The 20,985-nt window shown below is 72.4% G+C and carries 18 protein-coding genes; 7 read left to right on the top strand and 11 right to left on the bottom strand.

Annotated features, from left to right (window positions below):
* Positions 1-209 precede the first annotated feature (209 nt).
* Positions 210-1,088: a LysR substrate-binding domain-containing protein gene (locus AC07CM_RS00400; RefSeq protein WP_478874068.1), complete on the bottom strand. Its 879-nt coding sequence runs from the start codon at positions 1,086-1,088 to the stop codon at positions 210-212.
* A 142-nt stretch (positions 1,089-1,230) separates the two neighbouring features.
* Here AC07CM_RS00400 and AC07CM_RS00395 point away from each other — a divergent pair, with 142 nt between their 5' ends.
* Positions 1,231-2,265, top strand: coding sequence for a bile acid:sodium symporter family protein (locus AC07CM_RS00395; protein WP_478874067.1), 1,035 nt, complete (start codon positions 1,231-1,233; stop codon positions 2,263-2,265).
* Between the two features lie 201 nt (positions 2,266-2,466).
* Here AC07CM_RS00395 and AC07CM_RS00390 read toward each other — a convergent pair whose 3' ends face one another.
* Both AC07CM_RS00390 and AC07CM_RS00385 read right to left on the bottom strand, forming a co-directional pair.
* Positions 2,467-4,344: an exo-alpha-sialidase gene (locus AC07CM_RS00390; RefSeq protein WP_478874066.1), complete on the bottom strand. Its 1,878-nt coding sequence runs from the start codon at positions 4,342-4,344 to the stop codon at positions 2,467-2,469.
* 129 nt (positions 4,345-4,473) lie between these two features.
* Entirely contained in the window at positions 4,474-5,388 is a 915-nt protein-coding gene (locus AC07CM_RS00385) for a quinone oxidoreductase family protein (RefSeq protein WP_478874065.1), read from the bottom strand.
* A gap of 121 nt (positions 5,389-5,509) precedes the next feature.
* On the opposite strand from AC07CM_RS00385, the gene AC07CM_RS00380 reads away from it, so the two are divergent.
* Positions 5,510-5,947 (top strand): MarR family winged helix-turn-helix transcriptional regulator, encoded by a 438-nt coding sequence (locus tag AC07CM_RS00380; RefSeq protein ID WP_478874064.1) that lies wholly within the window; start codon positions 5,510-5,512, stop codon positions 5,945-5,947.
* 19 nt (positions 5,948-5,966) lie between these two features.
* Entirely contained in the window at positions 5,967-6,494 is a 528-nt protein-coding gene (locus AC07CM_RS00375; protein ID WP_478874063.1) for an isochorismatase family protein, read from the top strand.
* Between the two features lie 189 nt (positions 6,495-6,683).
* On the opposite strand, the gene fdhD is transcribed toward AC07CM_RS00375, so the two are convergent.
* From fdhD to AC07CM_RS00350, 5 genes are read right to left on the bottom strand one after another with little or no spacing between them, the layout of a single operon-like run.
* Positions 6,684-7,532, bottom strand: a complete 849-nt coding sequence (gene fdhD / locus AC07CM_RS00370) for a formate dehydrogenase accessory sulfurtransferase FdhD (RefSeq protein ID WP_478874062.1) — start codon at positions 7,530-7,532, stop codon at positions 6,684-6,686.
* Between the two features lie 7 nt (positions 7,533-7,539).
* A complete protein-coding gene (locus AC07CM_RS00365; RefSeq protein ID WP_478874061.1) occupies positions 7,540-8,400 on the bottom strand; it encodes a 2Fe-2S iron-sulfur cluster-binding protein in 861 nt (286 codons plus the stop codon).
* Entirely contained in the window at positions 8,397-10,220 is a 1,824-nt protein-coding gene (locus tag AC07CM_RS00360; RefSeq protein WP_478874060.1) for an NADH-ubiquinone oxidoreductase-F iron-sulfur binding region domain-containing protein, read from the bottom strand. The genes AC07CM_RS00365 and AC07CM_RS00360 overlap by 4 nt, the downstream gene beginning before the upstream one ends.
* A gap of 4 nt (positions 10,221-10,224) precedes the next feature.
* Entirely contained in the window at positions 10,225-12,144 is a 1,920-nt protein-coding gene (locus AC07CM_RS00355; RefSeq protein WP_478874059.1) for a molybdopterin oxidoreductase family protein, read from the bottom strand.
* Positions 12,141-13,112, bottom strand: coding sequence for a 2-dehydropantoate 2-reductase (locus AC07CM_RS00350; protein ID WP_478874058.1), 972 nt, complete (start codon positions 13,110-13,112; stop codon positions 12,141-12,143). The genes AC07CM_RS00355 and AC07CM_RS00350 overlap by 4 nt, the downstream gene beginning before the upstream one ends.
* A 257-nt stretch (positions 13,113-13,369) precedes the next feature.
* On the opposite strand from AC07CM_RS00350, the gene AC07CM_RS00345 reads away from it, so the two are divergent.
* The 4 genes from AC07CM_RS00345 to AC07CM_RS00330 all read left to right on the top strand — a co-directional run bounded on the left by AC07CM_RS00345 (position 13,370) and on the right by AC07CM_RS00330 (position 16,731).
* The gene (locus tag AC07CM_RS00345; RefSeq protein ID WP_478874057.1) at positions 13,370-14,698 is read left to right on the top strand and encodes an OFA family MFS transporter; all 1,329 of its coding nucleotides are present in this window, start codon (positions 13,370-13,372) and stop codon (positions 14,696-14,698) included.
* A complete protein-coding gene (locus AC07CM_RS00340; protein WP_478874056.1) occupies positions 14,673-14,801 on the top strand; it encodes an MFS transporter small subunit in 129 nt (42 codons plus the stop codon). The genes AC07CM_RS00345 and AC07CM_RS00340 overlap by 26 nt, the downstream gene beginning before the upstream one ends.
* Before the next feature lie 138 nt (positions 14,802-14,939).
* Positions 14,940-15,887: a beta-ketoacyl-ACP synthase III gene (locus AC07CM_RS00335; protein WP_478874055.1), complete on the top strand. Its 948-nt coding sequence runs from the start codon at positions 14,940-14,942 to the stop codon at positions 15,885-15,887.
* A gap of 166 nt (positions 15,888-16,053) precedes the next feature.
* Entirely contained in the window at positions 16,054-16,731 is a 678-nt protein-coding gene (locus tag AC07CM_RS00330) for a GntR family transcriptional regulator (protein WP_478874054.1), read from the top strand.
* Positions 16,732-16,765: 34 nt separating this feature from the next.
* On the opposite strand, the gene AC07CM_RS00325 is transcribed toward AC07CM_RS00330, so the two are convergent.
* The 3 genes from AC07CM_RS00325 to AC07CM_RS00315 form a co-directional block, all read right to left on the bottom strand.
* On the bottom strand, positions 16,766-17,953 hold the full coding sequence (locus AC07CM_RS00325) for a low temperature requirement protein A (RefSeq protein ID WP_478874053.1): 1,188 nt from the start codon (positions 17,951-17,953) through the stop codon (positions 16,766-16,768).
* Positions 17,954-18,027: 74 nt separating this feature from the next.
* The gene (locus AC07CM_RS00320; protein WP_478874052.1) at positions 18,028-19,440 is read right to left on the bottom strand and encodes an OFA family MFS transporter; all 1,413 of its coding nucleotides are present in this window, start codon (positions 19,438-19,440) and stop codon (positions 18,028-18,030) included.
* Between the two features lies 1 nt (position 19,441).
* Positions 19,442-20,806, bottom strand: coding sequence for an MFS transporter (locus tag AC07CM_RS00315; protein ID WP_478874051.1), 1,365 nt, complete (start codon positions 20,804-20,806; stop codon positions 19,442-19,444).
* Positions 20,807-20,985: the final 179 nt, after the last annotated feature.

Here is a 20,985-nt window from a genome sequence, read left to right as displayed (position 1 = left end):
CCCCGACGCTCCGGGACCGCCTTCGCCTGGGCCGTACCCGCGCGGCACCGCCGCCTCCGTCCGTCGCACCGCACCGGCCGCCGCGGGCCGTGGCGGCCGGACCAGCACCAGCACGCCCGCGGCGGTGCCGGCCAGGCCCTCGGCCGGCTGGAGGGGGTGCGGCACGTGGAGACCCCGCCGTTCCTGCGGCGGGTGAAACAGCTGACGTATCAGCGCCCCGCCCGCTGACGCCGGTGCAACCGGTCCCCGCCCGCCAGGATCGCGGCCGCCAGCGCGTTCGCCGCCCCTTCCGCCGCGCCCCGGCGCCGCCCGTGGACCAGGACGAAGTCGACCTTGCCCAGCTCGGGCAGCCCCCAGCGGTCCGGCACCCGGAACAGCCCCGGCGGGATCAGCCGCCGGGAGTGGGCCATCACCCCGAGACCGGCGCGCGCGGCGGCGATCAGGCCGTTGAGGCTGCCGCTGGTGCACACGATCCGCCACTCCCGCCCCTGCTCCTCCAGGACCTCCAGGGCCCGGGCACGGGTGATGCCCGGCGGCGGGTACACGATGAGCGGCACCGGGCGGTCGGGGTCGAGGCGTAACTGCTCGGAGCCGACCCACACCAGGTCGTCGCGCCACACCAGCTCGCCCCGCGGATCCTCGGGGCGCCGCTTGGCCAGCACCAGGTCGAGCTTCCCGGCCGCCAGCTGCTCGTGCAGGGTGCCGGACAGCTCCACGGTCAGCTCCAGATCGACCTCGGGGTGGTCGTGGCGGAAGCCCTCCAGGATCTCCGGCAGGCGGGTGAGCACGAAGTCCTCCGAGGCGCCGAAGCGCAGTCGGCCCCGCACCCGGGTGCCGGTGAAGAACGCCGTCGCCTGCTCGTGCACCTCCAGCAGCCGCCGGGCGAAGCCCAGCATCGCCTCGCCGTCCTCGGTCAGCTCCACGGAGTGCGTGTCCCGGGAGAACAGCTGGCGGCCGGTGGCGTCCTCGAGCCGGCGCACATGCTGGCTGACCGTCGACTGGCGCAGGCCGAGGCGCCGGGCCGCCTGGGTGAAGCTGAGCGTCTGCGCCACCGCGAGGAACGTGCGCAGGTGCGTGGGGTCGTACATGGCCCGAGTGTAACTCCCGGCTATCGCGTTATGCGATGACAGTCAGAGTGGTATGCCGGATTCCCGATCGGTCGGGCGAGGAGGACGATGGAGAGGGCCCCTCCGGGCCCGTACGAACCTGACGAACAGCAAGTGGAGCACCGTGAAACGCCTGCGCTGGCCGAGCTGGATGCCGATCGACCCGTACATCGTGCTGTTGCTCGGCACGGTGGGTCTCGCGGCGCTCCTCCCGGCCCACGGCACCGGCGCCGACGTGGCCTCCGGCGCGTCCACCGTGGCGATCGCCTTCCTGTTCTTCCTCTACGGCGCACGGCTCTCCACCCGCCAGGCCCTGGACGGGCTCCGGCACTGGCGGCTCCACGGCACCGTCCTGGCCTGCACCTTCGTCATCTTCCCGGTGCTGGGCCTGGCCGCACGGGGACTGGTGCCGGTGGTGCTGACCCAGCCGCTGTACCAGGGGCTGCTGTTCCTGACCCTGGTGCCCTCCACCATCCAGTCGTCGATCGCGTTCACCTCGATCGCCCGCGGGAACGTCCCTGCCGCCATCTGCGCCGGCTCGTTCTCCTCGCTGGTCGGGATCCTCGTCAGCCCGCTGCTCGCGGCCGGGCTGCTGGGCAACAGCGGCGGCGGGTTCTCCGCCGACTCCGTGGTCAAGATCGTGCTCCAGCTGCTGGTGCCGTTCCTCGCCGGGCAGGTGCTGCGCCGGTGGATCGGCGGCTTCGTCGCCCGGCACAGGAAGGTCCTCGGCCTGGTCGACCGCGGCTCGATCCTGCTGGTCGTATACACCGCGTTCAGCGAGGGCATGACCCGGGGCATCTGGCATCAGGTCAGCCCCGTCCGGCTGGGCGCCCTGCTCGTCGTCGAGGCCGTCCTGCTGGCCGTGATGCTGCTCCTGACCTGGTACGGCGGCCGGGCGCTCGGCTTCGGCCGGGAGGACCGGATCGCCATCCAGTTCGCCGGGTCGAAGAAGTCCCTGGCCTCCGGGCTGCCCATGGCGAGCGTCCTCTTCGGGGCCCACGCCTCCCTGGCCGTGCTGCCGCTGATGCTCTTCCACCAGATGCAGCTGATGGTCTGCGCGGTCATCGCCAAACGCCGCTCCCGCGACCCGGAGGCCCCCGCGGAACCGCCCGAGCCGACCAGGGCCCCCCGCCCGGCGGTCGGCACAGCCTCCCGCTGAAACCCACCGAGGCCGGTGGGCATCGGCTCGACCGCTCCGCTCGAGGGGACGCCCCTTGTCACGACTCCGATCCGGAGGACGTGCCCTAGCCGGAGAGCGAGTCCGGGGCCCCGGCCGTCGGTTCGATCGGGGGCGTCCACCGCCGGCAGGCCCGACTCGGAGATGCGCTCTCTTGCCACCACCCCGGCCCGCAGGGCGTCCCTAGCCGTTCACCCCGTCCAGAGGCAGCCACAGCACCGTGTCCTTGCGGGAGCGCAGTACCTTCGGGTCGGACAGTTCCTCGTCGGTCAGGGTGCGGTTCCAGACTCGGACCTCGTCGAGGGTGCCGGTGAAGAAGGCGCGGCTGTCCACGCGCTGGCCGACGTGCACGCCGAAGGGGGAGTTGCGGCTGACCGACCCCGGCACATCGGCGACGGCGGACCGTACGCCGTCGACGGACAACGACAGCTCGCCGGCGCCCCGGCGCAGCACCAGGTGGTGCCACTGGCCGTCGTTGTACCCGCCGGCCGTGCGCACGTACGCGGTCTGCGGAGCGGCCGCACCGTTGCGCACGGTGATCAGGCCCTGCAGCCGGTTGCTCGCCGGCTCACCGCGCACCCACACCTGCGGCTGACTGGTGCCGACGCCGCCCATCCACAGCAGCGGCTGCTCGCCCGTGGTCGCGGTGTACCGGAACCACAGGGACGCGGTGAAGTCCCCGCTGCCGAGCGGAAGCCCGGGGCGGTACGGCAGGCGTACGGCGTCGTCGGTGCCGTCGAACTCCAGCGCGCCGCCCAGCACGCCGTCCGTCTCCTCGGCGCCGCCGAGCACCGCGGCCGGGCGGGCGTGCGGGGCGAGGTCGGCGGTCTGCGGGTCGGGTCCGCGGCGCGGGGCGAGCCAGTCCTCATCGAAGCGGGCGAAACGGATCTCGTCGCGCGCGTCGACCGCCCCGCCCTCGTACATCAGCCCCACCGTGTCGTGGTCGACGCGCACCAGGTCGGAGTACCCGGACCAGTCCGTGGTGACGAGCGTGCCGCGGTCCACGCTGTCCCAGGTGCGGCCGCCGTCGTAGGAGGAGCGGATCATCATGGTGCGGCGCCGGTCGGGATCGGCCGGGCAGGCCAGCAGGATGCGGTCGCCCAGGCGCAGGATCGAGCCCTGCACCTGCGGGGTGTAGAGATCCGGGAGGTCGCGGAAGGGCGCGACGAAGCTGCTGCCGCCGTCACGGCTGACGGCCTGGGTGCGGTGGCCCAGATCGGTGCCGTCCTGCTCCCGCCCGCTGACCAGGATCGAGCCGTCCGTTCGCTCGGCGAGGGTGAGTTCGGAGGGCTTCTGCCGGAAGGTCCCGTCGGCGGCGATCGGCCAGGTGTCGGTGGCGCCGATCCGCCAGTGGCCGCCGTGGTCGTCGCTGACGACGAGCGCGGCGTGGTTGGCGGTGACCCGGCTGCCGTCCCACGTCTCGGTGTTGACGCCGAAGACCAGCCGCCCCGCGTACCGGCCGCGGCCGAGCTGGATGCCGTGCACCGGACCGGTCGCGTACCAGGAGTTCCAGTCGGCGGGCAGGATCTCCGGGCTCAGGTCGCGCGGCTGCGACCAGCTCTCTCCGTCGTCGTCGCTGTACTGCAGGTGCGGCGTGCGGTCACACGGCACCGAGCAACTGGCGCTGTCCGTACGGCCGGTGTTGTAGGTCTCCGCCAGCCAGATCCGGCCGGTGTCCCGGTCGACGATCGGCGCCGGGTTGCCGTGGGTGTCGCCCGCGCCCTCGTTGACCACCCGCAGCGGGCCCCAGGTGCGGCCGCCGTCGGTGGAGCGCTTGACCACGATGTCGATGTCGGCCGCGTCCCCGCAGTTGAGGACCCGGCCCTCGGCGAACGCCAGCAGCGTGCCGTCGGTCGTCCGCACGACCGCCGGAATGCGGAAGCAGGCGTAGCCGGGGTCCTGGGACGCCTTGAAGAGGATCTGCTGCCCGAACTCGGGTGCTTCGGTCAGGGGTTGGGCGTGGGCCGGGTGGGAGGAGGTGAGCGGCAGCACGAGCAGTGCCGCCACGCTGAGGGCGGTGGCCAGAACGGCTCTGAGACGGACGCGAAGACCTGACGGCATGGAGCGACCTGCCCTTCGTCGGGCGGACATCCGGACATCCGGACATCCCATGTCCAACGTGCGTCCCACTGACGGTAGTTGGGGCCCGGGCGCCTCACAAGAAGCGTGCAGCACGAGAAGCGCGCGGACTCACGGGCGCAGGACGACCTTGCCGAGGTTGGTCCGCGTCTCGATCACCTCGTGCGCCTTCGCGGCGTCCCCGAGTGCGAACTCGCCGTGCACGGCGGGCCGCAGGGTGCCGTCGGCGAACAGCTGCCACAGCTCCTGCCGCCACCGTTCGTACACCTCCGGCCGGCCGCGGGCGATCAGTGCCATCTGGAAACCGATCACCGACTTGGCGCCGACCAGCAGGTCGTACGCCCGGATCGTGCCGCCGCCCGAGCTGTAGGCGACCAGCCGGCCGTGCGGGGCGAGCGCGGCCAGGGCGGGGGTGAGCAGATCGCCGCCGACCGCGTCCAGGACGCAGTCGACGGGCTCGCCCCAGCCGTCGTCGCCGTACAGAACACAGTCCGCGCCGAGCGAGCGCACGAAGTCCGCCTTGGCCGGACCGGAGACGGCCCCCACCACCCGGCCCGCGCCCCGGGCCCGCGCCAGCTGCACCGCAAGATGCCCGACCCCGCCGGCCGCGGCCGTGACCAGCACCGCCTCGCCCGGCACGGGCCGCGCCGCCTCCAGGGCGCCGAACGCCACCAGCCCGCTGCGCACCAGCGCGACCGCGTCGACGCAGGTCGCGTCGTCGGGCACCGCGGAGGCCATGGTCTCGTGCAGCAGGGCGTAGTCGGCGTACCCGTGGCCGAAGCAGAGCCCGGTGACCCGGTCGCCGGCCCGGAACCGGGTCACGCCCTCGCCGACGGCGACCACCTCCCCGGCGAGTTCACCGCCCAGCGCGATCGGCTCGGCGGCCTCGGTGACCTTGCGCACGACGGGCAGGGTGACCCCGACCGCCTCGCAGCGCACCAGCAGTTCGCCGGCGCCGGGCTCCGGGACGGGCACCTCCTCCTGGAAAAGGGGGCCGCCGGTGGACTCGTACCGCACGCGACGCATCGCAACCTCCGGACGCCGGACGCACCGGCAGTTCATTGGAAAACCCCATGAATTCGTTGGGAATCCCAACGGTACTGAGGATTCGTTGGGAAGTCCAATGATTCTTCGGTAGGCTGCGGACATGGCAGAAGCACCCCTCCCCGCCATCCGCTCGCTGCCCAGCTGGCTCCTGGGCCGGGCCGCCGCGCGCGGCCGTGCCCTGGTCGCCCACGCCCTCGCGGCCGAGGGCATGAAGATGTGGCACCACGTCGTCCTCTCCGCCGTCCGCGACCTCGCCCCCGTCGCCCAGGCCGACCTCGGCCGCAGTGTCGGCCTCGACCCCAAGGACCTGGTCGGCGTGCTCAACGACCTGCAGTCCGCCGGCCTCGTCGTGCGCGCCCCCGATCCCACGGACCGGCGCAAGAACGCCGTGTACCTCACCGACGACGGCGACCGAATGCTCACCCGCTGCGAGAAGGCCGCCCGAGAGGCGAACGACGAGCTGCTGGCCCCGCTGTCCACGGCCGAACGCGATCAGTTCATGGGCCTGTTGATCCGGATTTCCGGCACGGACGGCTGACGGCGGCTAACGTTCCGTCATGACCGCAGCTCCCGTGCTCGATCCACGGCGCACCGCCCTCGTCCTCGTCGACCTGATGGACCGCATCGTCGCGCTGCCCCTGGAACCCCGCAAAGGCACCGACGTGCTCGTCACCGCCGAGGGGTTGGCGGCCGCCTTCCGCAGGGCCGGCGCGCCCGTCGTCCTGATCCGGGTCGAACGCCCCTCCGTGGCCGAACAGCCGCCCGGCAGCGGGCTGGTGGCGGGGCTGCGCGCGGAGGGCGACCTGGAGGTGGTCAAGCGCACCATCGGCGGCTTCCAGGGCACGGGTCTCGACGAACGGCTGCGCGAACGGGGCATCCGCACCCTGGTCCTCGGCGGCATCGCCACCAACCTCGGCGTCGAGTCCACCGCCCGCGCCGCCGCCGACCTCGGCTACGACGTGGTGTTCGTCGAGGACGCCATGGCCGCGCTGACCGCGGCGGAGCACGAGGCGTCCGTCCGGCTGGACTTCCCGAGGCTGGGAACGGTGACGGCGGCGGCGGACCTGACCTTCACCGACGGCTGACCGGCAGCGCTTCCCCGAGACCGGGCAAGGGCCCACCGACGCCCGCAGTCCTCACGCGTCGGCCGCGAAGAGAGCCGCAGCCGGCACAGGCGCCCCCGAAGGCGAACGAAGCCAAAAAGGCGGGACCCCGAAGGCGCAGGGGGCGCTCCCCGCCGGTCGGGGTCCCGCCGTCGTGCCGCGGGGAACCGCTCAGCCCTGGGCGGCCGCGGCCCGCAGGGCGACGCGGTCCTCGCCCGCGTACACGTTCATCGAGCTGCCCCGCAGGAACCCCACCAGCGTCAGACCGGTCTCGGCGGCCAGGTCCACCGCCAGCGACGAGGGCGCCGACACCGCCGCCAGCACCGGGATGCCCGCCATCACGGCCTTCTGCGCCAGCTCGAAGGAGGCCCGGCCCGAGACCAGCAGGATCGTCCGGGAGAGCGGCAGGTCGCCGTTCTGCAGCGCCCGCCCGACCAGCTTGTCGACGGCGTTGTGCCGGCCGACGTCCTCCCGTATGTCCAGCAGCTCCCCGTCCTCGGTGAACAGGGCGGCCGCGTGCAGGCCCCCGGTCCGGTCGAACACCCGCTGGGCCGCCCGCAGCCGGTCGGGGAGGCCCGCCAGCAGCTCCGGGGTGACCCGGACCGGGGGAGTGTCGGCGATCGGCCAGCGCGCGGTCGTGCGTACGGCGTCCAGGCTCGCCTTGCCGCACAGCCCGCACGAGGACGTCGTGTAGACGTTCCGCTCCAGGGTGAAGTCGGGCAGCGTGACGCCCGGGGCGGTCTTCACGTCGACCACGTTGTAGGTGTTCGAACCGTCCACCGTGGCCCCGCCGCAGTACACGATGTTCCGCAGGTCGGACGCGGTGGCCAGTACACCCTCGCTCACCAGGAACCCCGCAGCCAGCGCGAAGTCGTCGCCCGGCGTGCGCATGGTGATCGCGAGGGACTTGCCGTCGAGCCGGATCTCCAGCGGTTCCTCGGCGACGAGCGTGTCCGGCCGGCTGGAGACCGCCCCGTCCCGGATGCGGAGGACCTTGCGTCGTTCCGTGACTCGTCCCATGTCCTGATCAGCCCCGGTTCTGTACGTGCTGGTAGCCGAAACGGCCCTTGATGCAGAGATTGCCGTGGGTCACCGGGTTGTCGTGCGGTGAGGTGACCTTGACGATCTCATTGTCCTGCACATGGAGCGTGAGGTTGCAGCCCACTCCGCAGTACGCGCAGACGGTGGTCGTCTCCGTCTGCCCGGACTCGTCCCACGTACCCGCCGCGCGCATGTCGAACTCCGACTTGAACGACAGCGCCCCCGTCGGGCACACCTCGATGCAGTTCCCGCAGTACACGCACGCCGAGTCGGTCAGCGGCGCGTCGTGTTCCACGGCGATGCGCGCGTCGAAGCCGCGTCCGGTCACGGAGATCGCGAAGGTGTTCTGCCACTGGTCGCCGCAGGCGTCGACGCACTTGTAGCACAGGATGCACTTGTCGTAGTCGCGCACGTACAGCTCGTTGTCGACCCTCGGCTCCTCGTTCAGGCGGGCGGCGCCGGGGCCGAAGCGGTCCGGCTTCGCCTCGTACTCCTTGATCCACTCGGTTGCCTTCGGAGTGGTCGACAAGTCGACCGAGGAGGCGAGCAGCTCCAGGACGACCTTGCGGCTGTGCCGGGCCCGCTCGGTGTCGGTGCGCACCTCCATGCCGGGCTCGGCCCGGCGCGAGCAGGCCGGCACCAGCGTCCGCGACCCCTCCACCTCCACCACGCACACCCGGCACGCGTTCTTCGGGCGCAGCGTGTCGCCCTGGCACAGGGTCGGGATGTCCTTCCCGGCGGCCCGGCAGGCGTCGAGGACGGTCGAGCCCTCCGGAACCCGGGCCGGCTCACCGTCGACGGTGAACTCCAGCAGCCGGCGCGGGATCCCCAGCGGTGTGACGGTCATTCGTACGCCCCCAGACGGTCGATGGCGGATTCGACGGCGTTCCACGCGGTCTGGCCCAGACCGCAGATCGAGGCGTCCCGCATCGCCCGGCCCACGTCACGCAGCAGCGCCACGTCGTCGGCGGCCCCGGCCCCCGTGCGGTCCACGATCCGGCGCAGCGCCTCCTCCTGCCGGACCGTCCCGACCCGGCACGGCACGCACTGCCCGCAGGACTCGTCGCGGAAGAACTCGGCGATGCGCAGCAGCAGGCGGGGGAGCGGGACGGTGTCGTCGAAGGCCATCACCACACCGGAGCCGAGCGTCGTCCCGGCCTCCCGGGTGCCTTCGAAGGTGAGCGGGATGCCGAGTTCGTCGGGCCGTACGAAGCCGCCGGCCGCCCCGCCGAGCAGCACCGCCCGCAGCCGGTCCCGCACCCCGGCGCGCTCCAGCAGCTCGCCCAGGGTCGCGCCGAACGGCAGTTCGTACACGCCGGGTCGTTCCACGCTGCCCGACACGCAGAACAGCTTGGGGCCGGTGGACCGTCCGGTGCCGATCGCCGCGTACGCCGCCGCCCCCATGGTCAGGACCGGCAGCACGTTGACCAGCGTCTCGACGTTGTTCTCGGCCGTCGGCTTGCCGAACAGCCCCTTCTCCACCGGGAACGGCGGCTTGGAGCGGGGCTCGCCCCGGTAGCCCTCGATGGAGTTGAACAGGGCCGTCTCCTCACCGCATACGTACGCGCCCGCGCCGCGCCGGATCTCGATGTCCAGGCTGTAGCCCTGGCCGAGGATGTCGTCGCCGAGCAGCCCGCGGGCGCGGGCCTGCTCGATCGCGTGCCGCAGCCGCCGCAGGGCACGCGGATACTCACCGCGGAGGTAGACGAAGGCGCGGCGTGCCGATGTCGCGTACGAGGCGATCGTGATCGCCTCCACGAGCGCGTAGGGGTCGCCCTCCATCAGCACCCGGTCCTTGAAGGTGCCCGGCTCCGACTCGTCCGCGTTGCACACCAGGTAGTGCGGACGGTCCGGCTGGGACGCGGTCGCCTGCCACTTGCGGCCGGTCGGGAAGGCGGCGCCGCCGCGCCCGACCAGACCCGACTCGGTGACCTCCCGGATCACCCCCGCGGGGCCCAGCTCGAAGGCGCGGCGCAGGGCCGTGTAGCCGCCGTGGGCACGGTAGTCGTCCAGCGACTCGGGATCGACGACTCCGACCCGGCGCAACAGGACGAGGTCCTCCTGCCCCGCCTGTGGCACGGCCCCGGCGGCCGACGGCTCCTCGGGCGCCGAGTCGGGCGCGCTCGCGGCGCCCACGGCCGACTCGACGGTGGCCGGCGCCGCCACGGCCGTACGCACCGGGTCCCCGGCCCTGACCGCGAGCGTCGCCGGGGCGCGCTCGCACAGCCCCAGGCAGGGGCTGCGCTCGACGCCCACCCCGCCGGCGGGGCCGAGCCGCGCCTCGATCCCCGCGCACAACTCGCCCGCCCCGGCGGCCGTGCAGGCCAGATCCGTGCAGACGTGCAGCACGGTCGCCGGGCGCGGCCGGAGCGAGAACATGGCGTAGAACGTGGCCACGCCGTACGCCTCCGCCGGCGGCACGGTCAGCCGCCGGCACAGGTAGCCGAGGGCTCCCTCGCTGATCCAGCCGACGCGGTCGTTGACGGCGTGCAGCCCCGGCAGCAGCAGGTCGCGCCGGTCGCGGGCCGCACGGCCGCCGCGCGCCCACCTGAGGTCGGCGTCCGTACGGTCGGCGCCCTCCCAGGAGGACTCCGGGGGACCCAACAGCGCGTCGACGGCCGCGCGTTCCTCGTCGGTGGGCTTGCTGTCGCCGAAGTGCAGATCCACGCCCTCACCTCACGTACGTCGTTACCGGGAGCTTCTCGATGCGGATCGCCGAGGCCTTGAACTCCGCCGTCCCCGCGATCGGGCAGTTCGCCTCGATCGTCAGCCGGTTGGTGTCCACCTCGTCGGGAAAGTGCATGGTCATGAAGGCCAGCCCGGGCCTCAGCGCGGTGTCGACCCACACCGGCGCCACCACCGACCCGCGCCGCGAGGACACCCGCACCTCCTCGCCGACCACGACCCCGAACCGCTCGGCGTCCTCCGGGCACAGCTCGACGTACTCGCCCCGGCGCAGCGGTGAGGCGAAACCCCCGCTCTGCACACCGGTGTTGTACGAGTCCAGACGCCGGCCGGTGGTGAGCCGGATCGGGTACTCCTCGTCCGTGAGGTCCACCGGCGGGTCGTGCTGGACCAGCCCGAACGGCGCTCGCAGGCCCCGCCTTTCCGGGTCGGTGTCCCACAACCTCCCGTGCAGGTACGTGGGTTCGAGCCGATCGGTGCTGGGGCAGGGCCACTGGATGCCCTGGTGCTCCGCCAGCCGCTCGTACGTCATCCCGTAGTGGTCCGGCGACACCGAGCGCAGCTCGTTCCAGACGGCCTCCGCGTCCGCGTACTTCCAGTCGTGGCCGAGCCGGGCGGCCAGCTCGCAGATGATGTCGATGTCCTCACGGGCCTCGCCGGGCGGGGTGACGGCCCGGCGCACCCGCTGCACCCGGCGTTCGCTGTTGGTGGTCGTGCCCTCCGTCTCCGCCCACCCGGCGGTCGCCGGCAGCACCACGTCCGCCAGCTCGGCCGTCTTCGTCAGAAAGATGTCCTGCACGACGAGGAAGTCCAGCGCCCTCAGCCGCCGTACGGCCTGCTCGCTGTCGGCCTCCGACTGTGCCGGGTTCTCCCCGACGCAGTACACGGCCCGCAGTGAGCCCTCCTCCATCGCCTCGAACATCTCCGTCAGGTTCAGCCCGTAGTGCGGCTGGACGACGGTGTCCCAGGCCGACTCGAACTTCAGCCGGATCTCGGGGTCGAGGATGTCCTGGAAGCCGGGCAGCCGGTTGGGGATCGCGCCCATGTCGCCGCCGCCCTGCACGTTGTTCTGCCCGCGCAGCGGCTGCAGCCCGGAGCCGTAGCGGCCGACATGACCGGTGAGCAGGGACAGGTTGATCAGCGACCGCACGTTGTCGGTGCCGTTGTGGTGCTCGGTGATGCCGAGCGTCCAGCACAGCTGGGCACGTTCCGCGCGGGCGTAGGCGTGCGCCAACTCCCGTATCGCCCGGGCCGGTACGCCCGTCACCTTCTCCGCCAGGGACAACGTCCACGGCTCGACCAGCTTGCGGTACTCCTCGAAGCCCGAGGTCGCCCGCTCGACGAACGCCTCGTTGACCAGGCCCGCGTGGATGATCTCCCGGCCGATCGCGTGCGCCATCGGGATGTCGGTGCCGACGTTCAGCCCGAGCCAGCTCTCCGCCCACTCGGCGGTGGAGGTGCGGCGCGGGTCGACGGCGTACATCCGGGCGCCGTTCCTGATCCCCCTGAGCACGTGCTGGAAGAAGATCGGGTGCGCGAAGCGGGCGTTGGAGCCCCACATCACGATGAGGTCGGTGTGCTCGACCTCCTCGTACGACGAGGTGCCGCCGCCGGAGCCGAAGGCGGCCGACAGACCGGCGACGCTGGGCGCGTGACACGTCCGGTTGCAGGAGTCGACGTTGTTGGTGCCCATCACCACCCGGGCGAACTTCTGCGCCACGTAGTTCATCTCGTTCGTGGCGCGGGCGCAGGAGAACATCCCGAACGCGCCCCGGTTGCGCCGCAGTCCCCGCGCGGCGCGGTCCAGTGCCTCCTGCCAGCTCGCGGGCCGCAACGGCTCGTCGCGGCCGTCCCTGACGAGCGGACGGGTGAGCCGGGTGTAGGTCCTCGGTTGCCGTTTCCTCATGCGGCGCTCCTCAGCGCGAGCAGGTCCGAGATGGCGTGCACGGTGCGCAGGGTGGGCACCTCGACGCCGGTGATCTCCGCCAGCTCCACGACGGCCGCGAGCAGCACGTCGAGTTCCAGCGGCTTGCCGCGCTCCAGATCCTGGAGCGTGGAGGTGCGGTGGTCGCCGACGCGTTCCGCGCCCGCGAGCCGCCGTTCGACGGAGACGCCGACCTCGCAGCCGAGCGCCTCGGCGACGGCGAGGGTCTCGCGCATCATGGTCTCGATGACCCGGCGGGTGCCGCCGTGCAGGCACATCTGCCGCATCGTGGCCCGGGCGAGCGCGCTGATCGGGTTGAAGGAGATGTTGCCGAGCAGCTTGACCCAGATGTCGCCGCGCAGGTCCCGCTCCACCGGGCACTTCAGACCGCCGGTCCTCATGGCCTCGCTGAAGTCGAGACAGCGGGCGGAGACGCTGCGGTCGGGCTCGCCGACGGAGAACCGGGTGCCCTCCAAGTGCCGTACGACGCCGGGGGCCTGGAGTTCGGTCGCGGCGTAGACGACACACCCGACGGCCCGTTCGGGCGCGAGGACGGCGCTGACCGCGCCGCCCGGATCCACGCTCTCGACGCGGTGGCCGTCGTAGGGGCCGCCGTGCCGGTGGAAGTACCACCACGGGATGCCGTTCTGGGCGGCCACCACCGCCGTGCGCTCGTGCAGCAGCGGCTCGATCAGCGGCCCGCACGCCGCGTACGCGTTGGCCTTCAGGCCCAGGAAGACGAAGTCCGCCGGGCCGACCTCGGCCGGGTCGTCGGTGGCGTGGGGGTGCGCGGTGAAGTCGCCGCGCGGGGTGAGCACCCGTACCCCGTACTGCCTCATGGCCGCCAGATGCGGTCCACGGGCGATGAGGTGCACATCGGCGCCCGCGCGGTGGAGCGCGGCACCGACGTAGGCGCCGATCGCACCGGCGCCGAGGACTGCGACTTTCAAGGCAACGCTCCGTTCGGTTTGAGGGATACCGCGGAGGTGGGGGAGGAAAGGAGGGAGCCGGAACCGGCCGGGCTGGATCCTGACGGGTTGAATCCTGTCGACGAAATATTGTCTACAGTATGGAGGAATCCTCAGCAAGGGTTCGCGCGGCGACGACTTCCCGCGTCGACCGTCCGTCGCATCCCGCATACCGTTCACCGCATACGGTCGACCCGCCGCCTTCTCAACTCCCGTGCCCCGCCCTACCGTCCGGCAGCATGAGCAGCCCCCCTCTCGCACCCCCGGGCTGGAGCCGCTGGCTCGTTCCGCCCGCCGCCCTCTCCGTCCACCTGTCCATCGGCCAGGCCTACGCCTGGAGCGTCTTCAAGCCGCCCCTCGAGTCCGCCCTGCACCTCGACGGCACCCAGAGCGCCCTGCCCTTCCAGCTGGCGATCGTGATGCTCGGGCTGTCGGCCGCTTTCGGCGGCACGCTCGTCGAGCGCAACGGGCCGCGCTGGGCGATGACCGTGGCCCTCGTCTGCTTCGCCTCCGGCTTCCTGATCTCAGCGCTCGGCGCACAGACGAAGCAGTACTGGCTGATCGTTCTCGGCTACGGCTTCGTCGGCGGGATCGGCCTGGGCATCGGCTACATCTCGCCCGTCTCCACCCTGATCAAGTGGTTCCCCGACCGGCCCGGCATGGCCACCGGCATCGCCATCATGGGCTTCGGCGGCGGCGCGCTGATCGCCTCGCCCTGGTCGGCGCAGATGCTCGAGTCCTTCGGTACCGACCACTCCGGGATCGCCCTCGCCTTCCTCGTGCACGGTCTGTCGTACGCCGTCTTCATGGCGCTCGGCGTCCTGCTGGTGCGCGTGCCCCGCACCGAGAAGCCGGTGGACAGCGGGCCGAGCGCCGTCGACGGCGTGCAGGTGTCCGCCCGCAGCGCGGTGCGCACCCCGCAGTTCTGGTGCCTGTGGGTTGTGCTCTGCACGAACGTGACCGCGGGCATCGGAATCCTGGAGAAGGCCGCACCGATGATCACGGACTTCTTCGCCGACAGCTCCACCCCCGTCTCGGCCTCCGCGGCCGCCGGATTCGTCGCGCTGCTGTCGGCCGCCAACATGGCCGGCCGGATCGGCTGGTCGTCCACCTCCGACCTGATCGGGCGCAAGAACATCTACCGCGTCTACCTCGGCGTCGGCGCCCTGATGTACCTGCTGATCGCACTGTTCGGGGACTCGGCGAAGCCCCTGTTCGTGCTGTGCGCGCTGGTGATCCTCTCCTTCTACGGCGGCGGCTTCGCCACGGTCCCCGCCTACCTGAAGGACCTCTTCGGCGCGTACCAGGTCGGCGCGATCCACGGCCGGCTGCTCACCGCCTGGTCCACGGCCGGCGTCCTCGGCCCGCTGATCGTCAACTGGATCGCCGACCGGCAGGAGGCGGCCGGCAAGCACGGCCCGGCGCTGTACGGGCTGTCGTTCGGCATCATGATTGGCCTGCTCGTCGTCGGATTCGCCGCCAACGAACTCGTCCGCCCCGTCCACACCCGACACCACGTCCTGCCCCAGAGGGAGGCCGCCGATGACCAGCGACAGCAGCCCGCCTAGCCGCCGCCCCCTCATCGCCCTCGCCTGGCTGTGGGTGGGAGCACCGCTGGCGTACGGCGTCTACGAACTCGTCCAGAAGGCGACTCAGCTGTTCACCGGATGAGTACTCGGGCGTCCGAGGGTCTGAGGGAAGCCGACAACTCGGGCGCCCGAATCCTGTGGCTTCACCTGCCGCCGTACCCGCGAGTCACTGATCAGACTGGTGGATCCCGCTACCCACGGCAACGAGGGGGACCCCGCCATGAACGGCTCGCGCATCGCCGCCATCGGTCACTACCAGCCCGCGCAGGTGCTCACCAACGACGACCTGGCCGGCCTGGTCGACACCAGTGACGCGTGGATCCGCAGCCGGGTGGGCATCAGAACCCGGCACATCGCCGGCCCCGACGAACCGGTCGACGAGCTCGCCGCGCACGCCGCCGCCAAGGCCCTCGCCGGGGCCGGGCTCACGCCCCAGGACATCGACCTCGTGCTGGTGGCCACCTCCACCGCGATCGACCGCTCCCCGAACACCGCCGCCCGGGTGGCGGCCCGCCTCGGGATCCCGCGGCCCGCCGCCATGGACGTCAACGTCGTCTGCGCCGGCTTCACCCATGCCCTCGCCACCGCCGACCACACGGTCCGGGCGGGCGCGGCGACCAGGGCGCTGGTCATCGGCGCCGACAAGATGTCCGAGGTCGCCGACTGGAGCGACCGCACCACCTGTGTCCTGGTCGGCGACGGGGCCGGGGCCGCCGTGGTCGAGGCGTGCGCAGCGGGCCAGGAGCCGGGGATCGGGCCGGTGCTGTGGGGATCGGTGCCGGAGATGGGCAACGCTGTGCGCATCGAGGGCACGCCGCCCCGGTTCGCGCAGGAGGGGCAGAGCGTCTACCGCTGGGCCACCACCCAGCTGCCGCCCATCGCCCGGCGCGCCTGCGAGAAGGCCGGCATCGACCCCGCCGACCTCGCGGGCGTCGTCCTGCACCAGGCCAACCTGCGCATCATCGAGCCCCTCGCCGAGAAGATCGGCGCCGTCGACGCGGTGATCGCGCGCGACGTCGTCGAGTCCGGCAACACCTCCGCGGCGAGCATTCCCCTGGCCCTGTCCAAGCTGATCGAACAGGGCGCGGTCCGCAGCGGCGACCCGGTCCTGCTGTTCGGCTTCGGCGGCAACCTGTCGTACGCGGGGCAGGTCGTACGGTGCCCGTGAGGCCCTCCGTCCGGGCGCGCGGGACGACGTGACACGTCCAACTCCCGCCTCCTCCAGCCATTGTGCGCCGTAGACTGTAGACGAAAAACAATCCATAGTGGGCAGTCCACCGTGCACCGCACCCAGACCGCCGTGTCACGGCTGCCCGCCCAGGAGGGGGACCGTCATGCTGTCGACCGGACTGCCACAGGGAGCCGTGCCCAAGCTGGAACGGCCCGGGCCGCTGCGCGACCGGGTCTACGAGGCGCTGCTGGAGCTGATCACGACCCGCGCCCTGCAGCCCGGCCAGCACCTGGTGGAGAGCGAACTCGCCGGGCACCTCGGCGTCTCCCGGCAGCCGGTGCGCGAGGCGCTGCAGCGGCTGAACACCGAGGGCTGGGTCGATCTGCGGCCCGCGCAGGGCGCGTTCGTCCACGAGCCCACCGAGGAGGAGGCCGACCAGCTCCTGACGGTCCGCACCCTCCTGGAGGCGGAGGCGGCCCGGCTGGCCGCCGCCCACGCGGGCAGCCCCGGCATCGCCGCGCTGGAGGAGCTGTGCGCCGAGGGCGAGAAGGCGGTCGAGGCCGAGGACGTGGACCACGCGGTCGCCCTCAACGCGGCCTTCCACGCCAAGGTCATGGAACTGGCCGGCAACGCGGTCCTCGCCGAACTGGCGGCCCAGGTCGACCGCCGGGTGCGCTGGTACTACACGCCGGTGGCCCGCCAGCGCGGCCGGCAGTCGTGGATCGAGCACCGTGAGCTGATCGCCGCGATCGCGGCCCGCGACGAGCAGCGGGCAACCCGCCTGATGCGCGAACACACCGAGCACACACGCCGCTCGTACCACGAGCGGAACACCGGCTGAGCCGGGCCCCCGAGCGGCTTCCGGCCGGCGCCCGCTACGCCTCGGCCAGTTCCCGGGCGGCCGGTGCCGTCGTGCGGAACCGCGCCTCCACCGCCAGCATGGCCGTCAACAGGGCCACCAGCGACAGCAGTTCGGCGTACGCGGGCAGCCGGACGGCCGGCCCGGCCGTGAGCAGGGCCAGTGCCGCCGTGCCGGCCCGGTAGCGGACCGGACGCAGCGCCAGGGCGGTCCGAAAGGCGGCGTCGCCCGCCAGGAAGAGGGCCACGCCGCCCGCCAGGGCCAGCGCCGGGCCCGCGTGCGGAGGGGCGCCGAGGTGGCCGAGGGTCTTCTTCACGCCGGCGGCGAGGTAGGCGATGCCGAGCAGCATGGGCAGGAAGGCGTAGTAGTACGCGTTCATCGCCAGCCGCCACCGCCGCGGCGCCGGGGTGGCGCGGAACGCGGCCTCCGCGCCCTCCTCGTCGCGCACGAAGTACGTCCACCACAGGGCGACCGCGAGGGCGAGCGCCAGGAACGCACCGCCGAACAGCCCCACGGTGAGCGGCAGATCGCCGATGCCGACACCGATGGAGATCACGGACTCGCCGAAGGCGATGATCAGCAGCAGCCCGTGCCGCTCCACGAAGTGCGCCGGGTCCAGGGTGCCCAACTGCACCCTGAGCGTCGCCGCGCTGCGCCCGTCCCGGCGGCCGGGGCCGTGCTCGGCGACGAACGGGGTCACGAACTGCAGGGCGATCGCGAGCAGCCACAGCCCGTCCGCCGCGATCCCGTCGATGCCGCCCGCGGCCGTCACGGCCAGTGCCGCCGACGCGTTCGGAACGCCGTACCAGACGGAGTCCCAGCCGTGGCTGCGCGTGTACAGCGCCGTGTGCACGATCACCACGAGCAGGAATCCCAGCCCGAAGACCACGCCGGAGTCGTCGAAGACCCGCGGGATCGCCAGCGCGCACACCAGGAACCCGGTCATGCCGAGCATCAGCAGCAGCCGCCGCGAAGGTCGGTCGGGCGGCACCTGGTTGGTGAGGTAGGCGTAGGCGCCGTACATCCAGAACAGCACGACGAGGATCAGCGCGACCCGGCCGGCCGTGGCGAACGACAGGTCGTGCGCGAGCAGCACGGTGAGCTGGGTCAGCGTGAAGACGAAGACCAGGTCGAAGAAGAGTTCCAGGGTGGTGACCCGGCGCCCGGGCTCCTCGGCCGCTCCGTCCTCGGGTGCGGTGTCCATGCGGTGTTCCCCCTCCGGTGATCGGTGAGCCGATCGTAGAGGGGGAACACCGCACGGACGGTGAGCAGTTGCTCTCAGGCGACGGGTTGCGGGGCCGTGGCCGGTGCCGCCTCGGTCCGTCCGTGCCGCCCCGGCTGGCGCAGCAGCAGCGCGAGTGCCGCCGCCACCATCGACACGCCGCCCGCCAGCGCGTAGGCGCCGTTGTAGCCCCAGGCGCCCACCACCATGGAGCCGAGACCGCCGCCGAACAGCCCGCTGATCAGCTTGCCGCTGTAGACGAGGCCGTAGTTGGTGGCGTTGTAGTTCTCCCCGAAGTAGTCCGGGGTCAGTGCCGCGAACATCGGGTAGAAGGCGCCGCCGCCGAAGCCGGAGAGGAAGGCGAAGAACAGGAACAGCCACTCGTTCTTCATGTCACCGGCCCAGATGACGCCGAACTGGGCGAGCCCCAGGACCACGATGACGAACACCAGCGTCGACTTGCGGCCCCACAGGTCCGACAGCCAGCCGACCACCGCGCGGCCGACGCCGTTGATGACGGCCATGACACCCATCGAGGACGCCGCGACCAGCGGGCCGAAGCCGATGTCCTTGGCGAAGTCGACCTGGAAGGAGATCCCGAAGATCGACACACCGGCGGTCATGACGACCGTGATCCACATAAGCGGCAGCATGCCGGTGCGGATGGCCTCCCTGGGCGTGAACTGACGTACCGCCGGGGGGTTCTTCGCCAGGCTCGCGGCGCTCTTGCCGTTCCCGGAGTGCGACAGCGGGTCGATGTCGGCCGGCCACCAGTTCTTCGGCGGGTCCTTGAAGAAGAACGCGCACACCGCGACCACGACCAGCACGTAGACGCCGATCAGGTCGAGCACCTCGTTGTAGTTCCCGGTGTCGAAGGCGTAGTTGAAGATGAAGATGAAGGGCAGCGAGCCGTAGGCGAAGCCGCCGTTGACGAAGCCCGTCTTCGCGCCGCGCCGCTCCGGGAACCACTTGCCGACCATGTTGATGCACGTCGCGTAGATCAGCCCCGAGCCGACACCGCCCACGACACCGAAGCCGACGACGGCCAGCAGCACGTTGTCGAGATGGGAGAGGGCCAGGAAGCCGAGCAGGCACATCGCGGACCCCAGGTACATGGCCCGCCGCGCCGTGAGATGCCCGCGCTCGCGCAGCCAGCCCGCCGGGAAGGCGATGCCCGCCTGGAAGAACACCCAGACGCTGAGGATCCAGAAGGTGTTGCTCTGCGTCCAGCCGTGCGCCTCGGACAGGGTGTCCTCGGCGGAGCCGTAGGCGTACTCCGAGACGCTGATGGCCATCATGGATATCCACGGCAGATACACCATGAACCTGCGTGAGTGGCCCAGTATGTCGCGGTCCGTCTCACCGATGCGGTACACCCGGCCCCGGGCGTCGGTGACTTCGCGGTAGGAAGGGTTCGCCGCGCCGGGATCGGCCGGCGTGTTCCTTGTTGCCATGGGATCAGCCGTCATGTCAGGCCATCTCCTCGCCGAGAGGGTGGGGATTGGGAACGATGCGCCGGGCGCTCGGTCGGCCCGGAGCCCTGAGGAACAGCGCCAGCACGGCGCAGACGAGCCCGGTGCAGCCCGCCAGGAGGGAGGCTCCGTGGGGGTCCCGGACGGCGGCAGCGGCGGCTGTCGTGCCGCAGCCGACGGCGACCGGGAGGAGCCAGGCGGCGGCGAGCAGCCCGTGGACGCTCGCACTGTGGTTCTCACCGAAGTGGTCGGCGGTCAGCGCGGTGACCAGCCCGAGGACCGCCACGCCGGCGGCTCCGCCGGCCGCGGCACAGCCGAGCAGGAGCGGACCGCTGCCCGTCCGGCCGGCCAGCAGCACCCCGAACTGGGCGGCGCCCAGCACCGAACCGGCCGCGATCAGGACGGCACGCCGCCCCAGACGGTCCGAGAGCACGCCGGCCGCGGCCGACACCGCGCCGCCCGCGACCGTCGCGGACATCACCGAGCCGTGGGTGAGCCCCAGCTCCCGGCCGTACGGCGCCGCCAGGCGGACGCCGAGCACGGTGACGCCGGCCGAGCACAGTACGAGGAGCCACAGCGACCACAGCACCGGCGTACGGGCGGCCTCTTCGGCGCCGTACTGGCGTACGGCGGGCGGATTCTTGGCCCGCGCGCGCCGGGCCACGGGACCTAGCGGCACCGCCAGCGGGTCGGGGCGCGGCGGCCACCAGTTCCTCGGCGGATCCCGGAAGAACCACCCGGCCCCCGCCGCGGCCAGGCTCGCCCCGGCACCCGTCGCCGCGAGCAGGGTCCGTGGATCGGCTCCCGCGACCGGACCGAACAGGAAAGGCACGGCCCCGAACGCGAGGCCGCTCGCCACGAGCCCCGTCGGGCCGCCCCGGCGCTCCGGATACCACTTGCCCGGCAGCGTCAGACAGGTCGCGTGCACCAGTCCGGCCCCGGCACCGCCGATCACCCCGAACCAGAGCCAGGCGGCCACGAGACCCGGCGCCCAGGCGAGCGCGAGCCACCCCAGCAGGGTGCCGGACGCTCCGGCCGTCATGGCCGCGCGGGCGGAGAGCCGGCCGCTCTCCCGCAGCCGCCCGGCCGGGAAGGCGACGGCCGCCTGGGACAGCGCCCACAGCCCCGCCGGCCAGTAGTGGTCTCCGCCCCACGGGTGGGCGTCACCGAGACCGTTCCGCGCCGCGACGAACGCGTACGCGGCACAACCGATGCCCGTCATGCCCACCCAGGGCAGGACGGCCATCCAGATCCGGCCACGGCCCATGAGCTCGACGTCGCTCTCGCCGACCCTGTAGACGCGGCCCCTGCGGTCCCTCACCTCCCTGCACAGCGGGAAGGCGGGTGGATCGATGGTTTCCATACGCGGCTGCACCCCTTGCGTCGAAAGTTCTGGCCAGCGCCCCCTGTCCAATGCCTTTCGTGCGCGCACGGGTCCCGGGGGGGGGGGGGGGGGCGCCCCCCCCCCCCCCCCCCCCCCCCCACCCCCCCCACCCCCCCCCCCCCCCCCCCCCCCCCCCCCCCCCACCTCCCCCCCCCCCA

It is taken from the genome of Streptomyces sp. NPDC044061, from assembly GCF_056434305.1.
The sequence above is the reverse complement of the archived record's forward strand: the minus strand, read 5'-3'. Positions and strand labels throughout refer to the sequence as shown.

What these genes read in the sequence shown, in the direction of transcription:
- AC07CM_RS00400 (WP_478874068.1), bottom strand. Translation starts at nt 1,088, where the DNA reads ATGTACGACCCCACGCACCTGCGCACGTTCCTCGCGGTGGCGCAGACG.
- AC07CM_RS00390 (WP_478874066.1), bottom strand. Translation starts at nt 4,344, where the DNA reads ATGCCGTCAGGTCTTCGCGTCCGTCTCAGAGCCGTTCTGGCCACCGCC.
- AC07CM_RS00385 (WP_478874065.1), bottom strand. Translation starts at nt 5,388, where the DNA reads ATGCGTCGCGTGCGGTACGAGTCCACCGGCGGCCCCCTTTTCCAGGAG.
- AC07CM_RS00380 (WP_478874064.1), top strand. Translation starts at nt 5,510, where the DNA reads ATGGCAGAAGCACCCCTCCCCGCCATCCGCTCGCTGCCCAGCTGGCTC.
- AC07CM_RS00375 (WP_478874063.1), top strand. Translation starts at nt 5,967, where the DNA reads ATGACCGCAGCTCCCGTGCTCGATCCACGGCGCACCGCCCTCGTCCTC.
- fdhD (WP_478874062.1), bottom strand. Translation starts at nt 7,532, where the DNA reads ATGGGACGAGTCACGGAACGACGCAAGGTCCTCCGCATCCGGGACGGG.
- AC07CM_RS00365 (WP_478874061.1), bottom strand. Translation starts at nt 8,400, where the DNA reads ATGACCGTCACACCGCTGGGGATCCCGCGCCGGCTGCTGGAGTTCACC.
- AC07CM_RS00355 (WP_478874059.1), bottom strand. Translation starts at nt 12,144, where the DNA reads ATGAGGAAACGGCAACCGAGGACCTACACCCGGCTCACCCGTCCGCTC.
- AC07CM_RS00345 (WP_478874057.1), top strand. Translation starts at nt 13,370, where the DNA reads ATGAGCAGCCCCCCTCTCGCACCCCCGGGCTGGAGCCGCTGGCTCGTT.
- AC07CM_RS00340 (WP_478874056.1), top strand. Translation starts at nt 14,673, where the DNA reads ATGACCAGCGACAGCAGCCCGCCTAGCCGCCGCCCCCTCATCGCCCTC.
- AC07CM_RS00335 (WP_478874055.1), top strand. Translation starts at nt 14,940, where the DNA reads ATGAACGGCTCGCGCATCGCCGCCATCGGTCACTACCAGCCCGCGCAG.
- AC07CM_RS00330 (WP_478874054.1), top strand. Translation starts at nt 16,054, where the DNA reads ATGCTGTCGACCGGACTGCCACAGGGAGCCGTGCCCAAGCTGGAACGG.
- AC07CM_RS00325 (WP_478874053.1), bottom strand. Translation starts at nt 17,953, where the DNA reads ATGGACACCGCACCCGAGGACGGAGCGGCCGAGGAGCCCGGGCGCCGG.
- AC07CM_RS00320 (WP_478874052.1), bottom strand. Translation starts at nt 19,440, where the DNA reads ATGACGGCTGATCCCATGGCAACAAGGAACACGCCGGCCGATCCCGGC.
- AC07CM_RS00315 (WP_478874051.1), bottom strand. Translation starts at nt 20,806, where the DNA reads ATGGAAACCATCGATCCACCCGCCTTCCCGCTGTGCAGGGAGGTGAGG.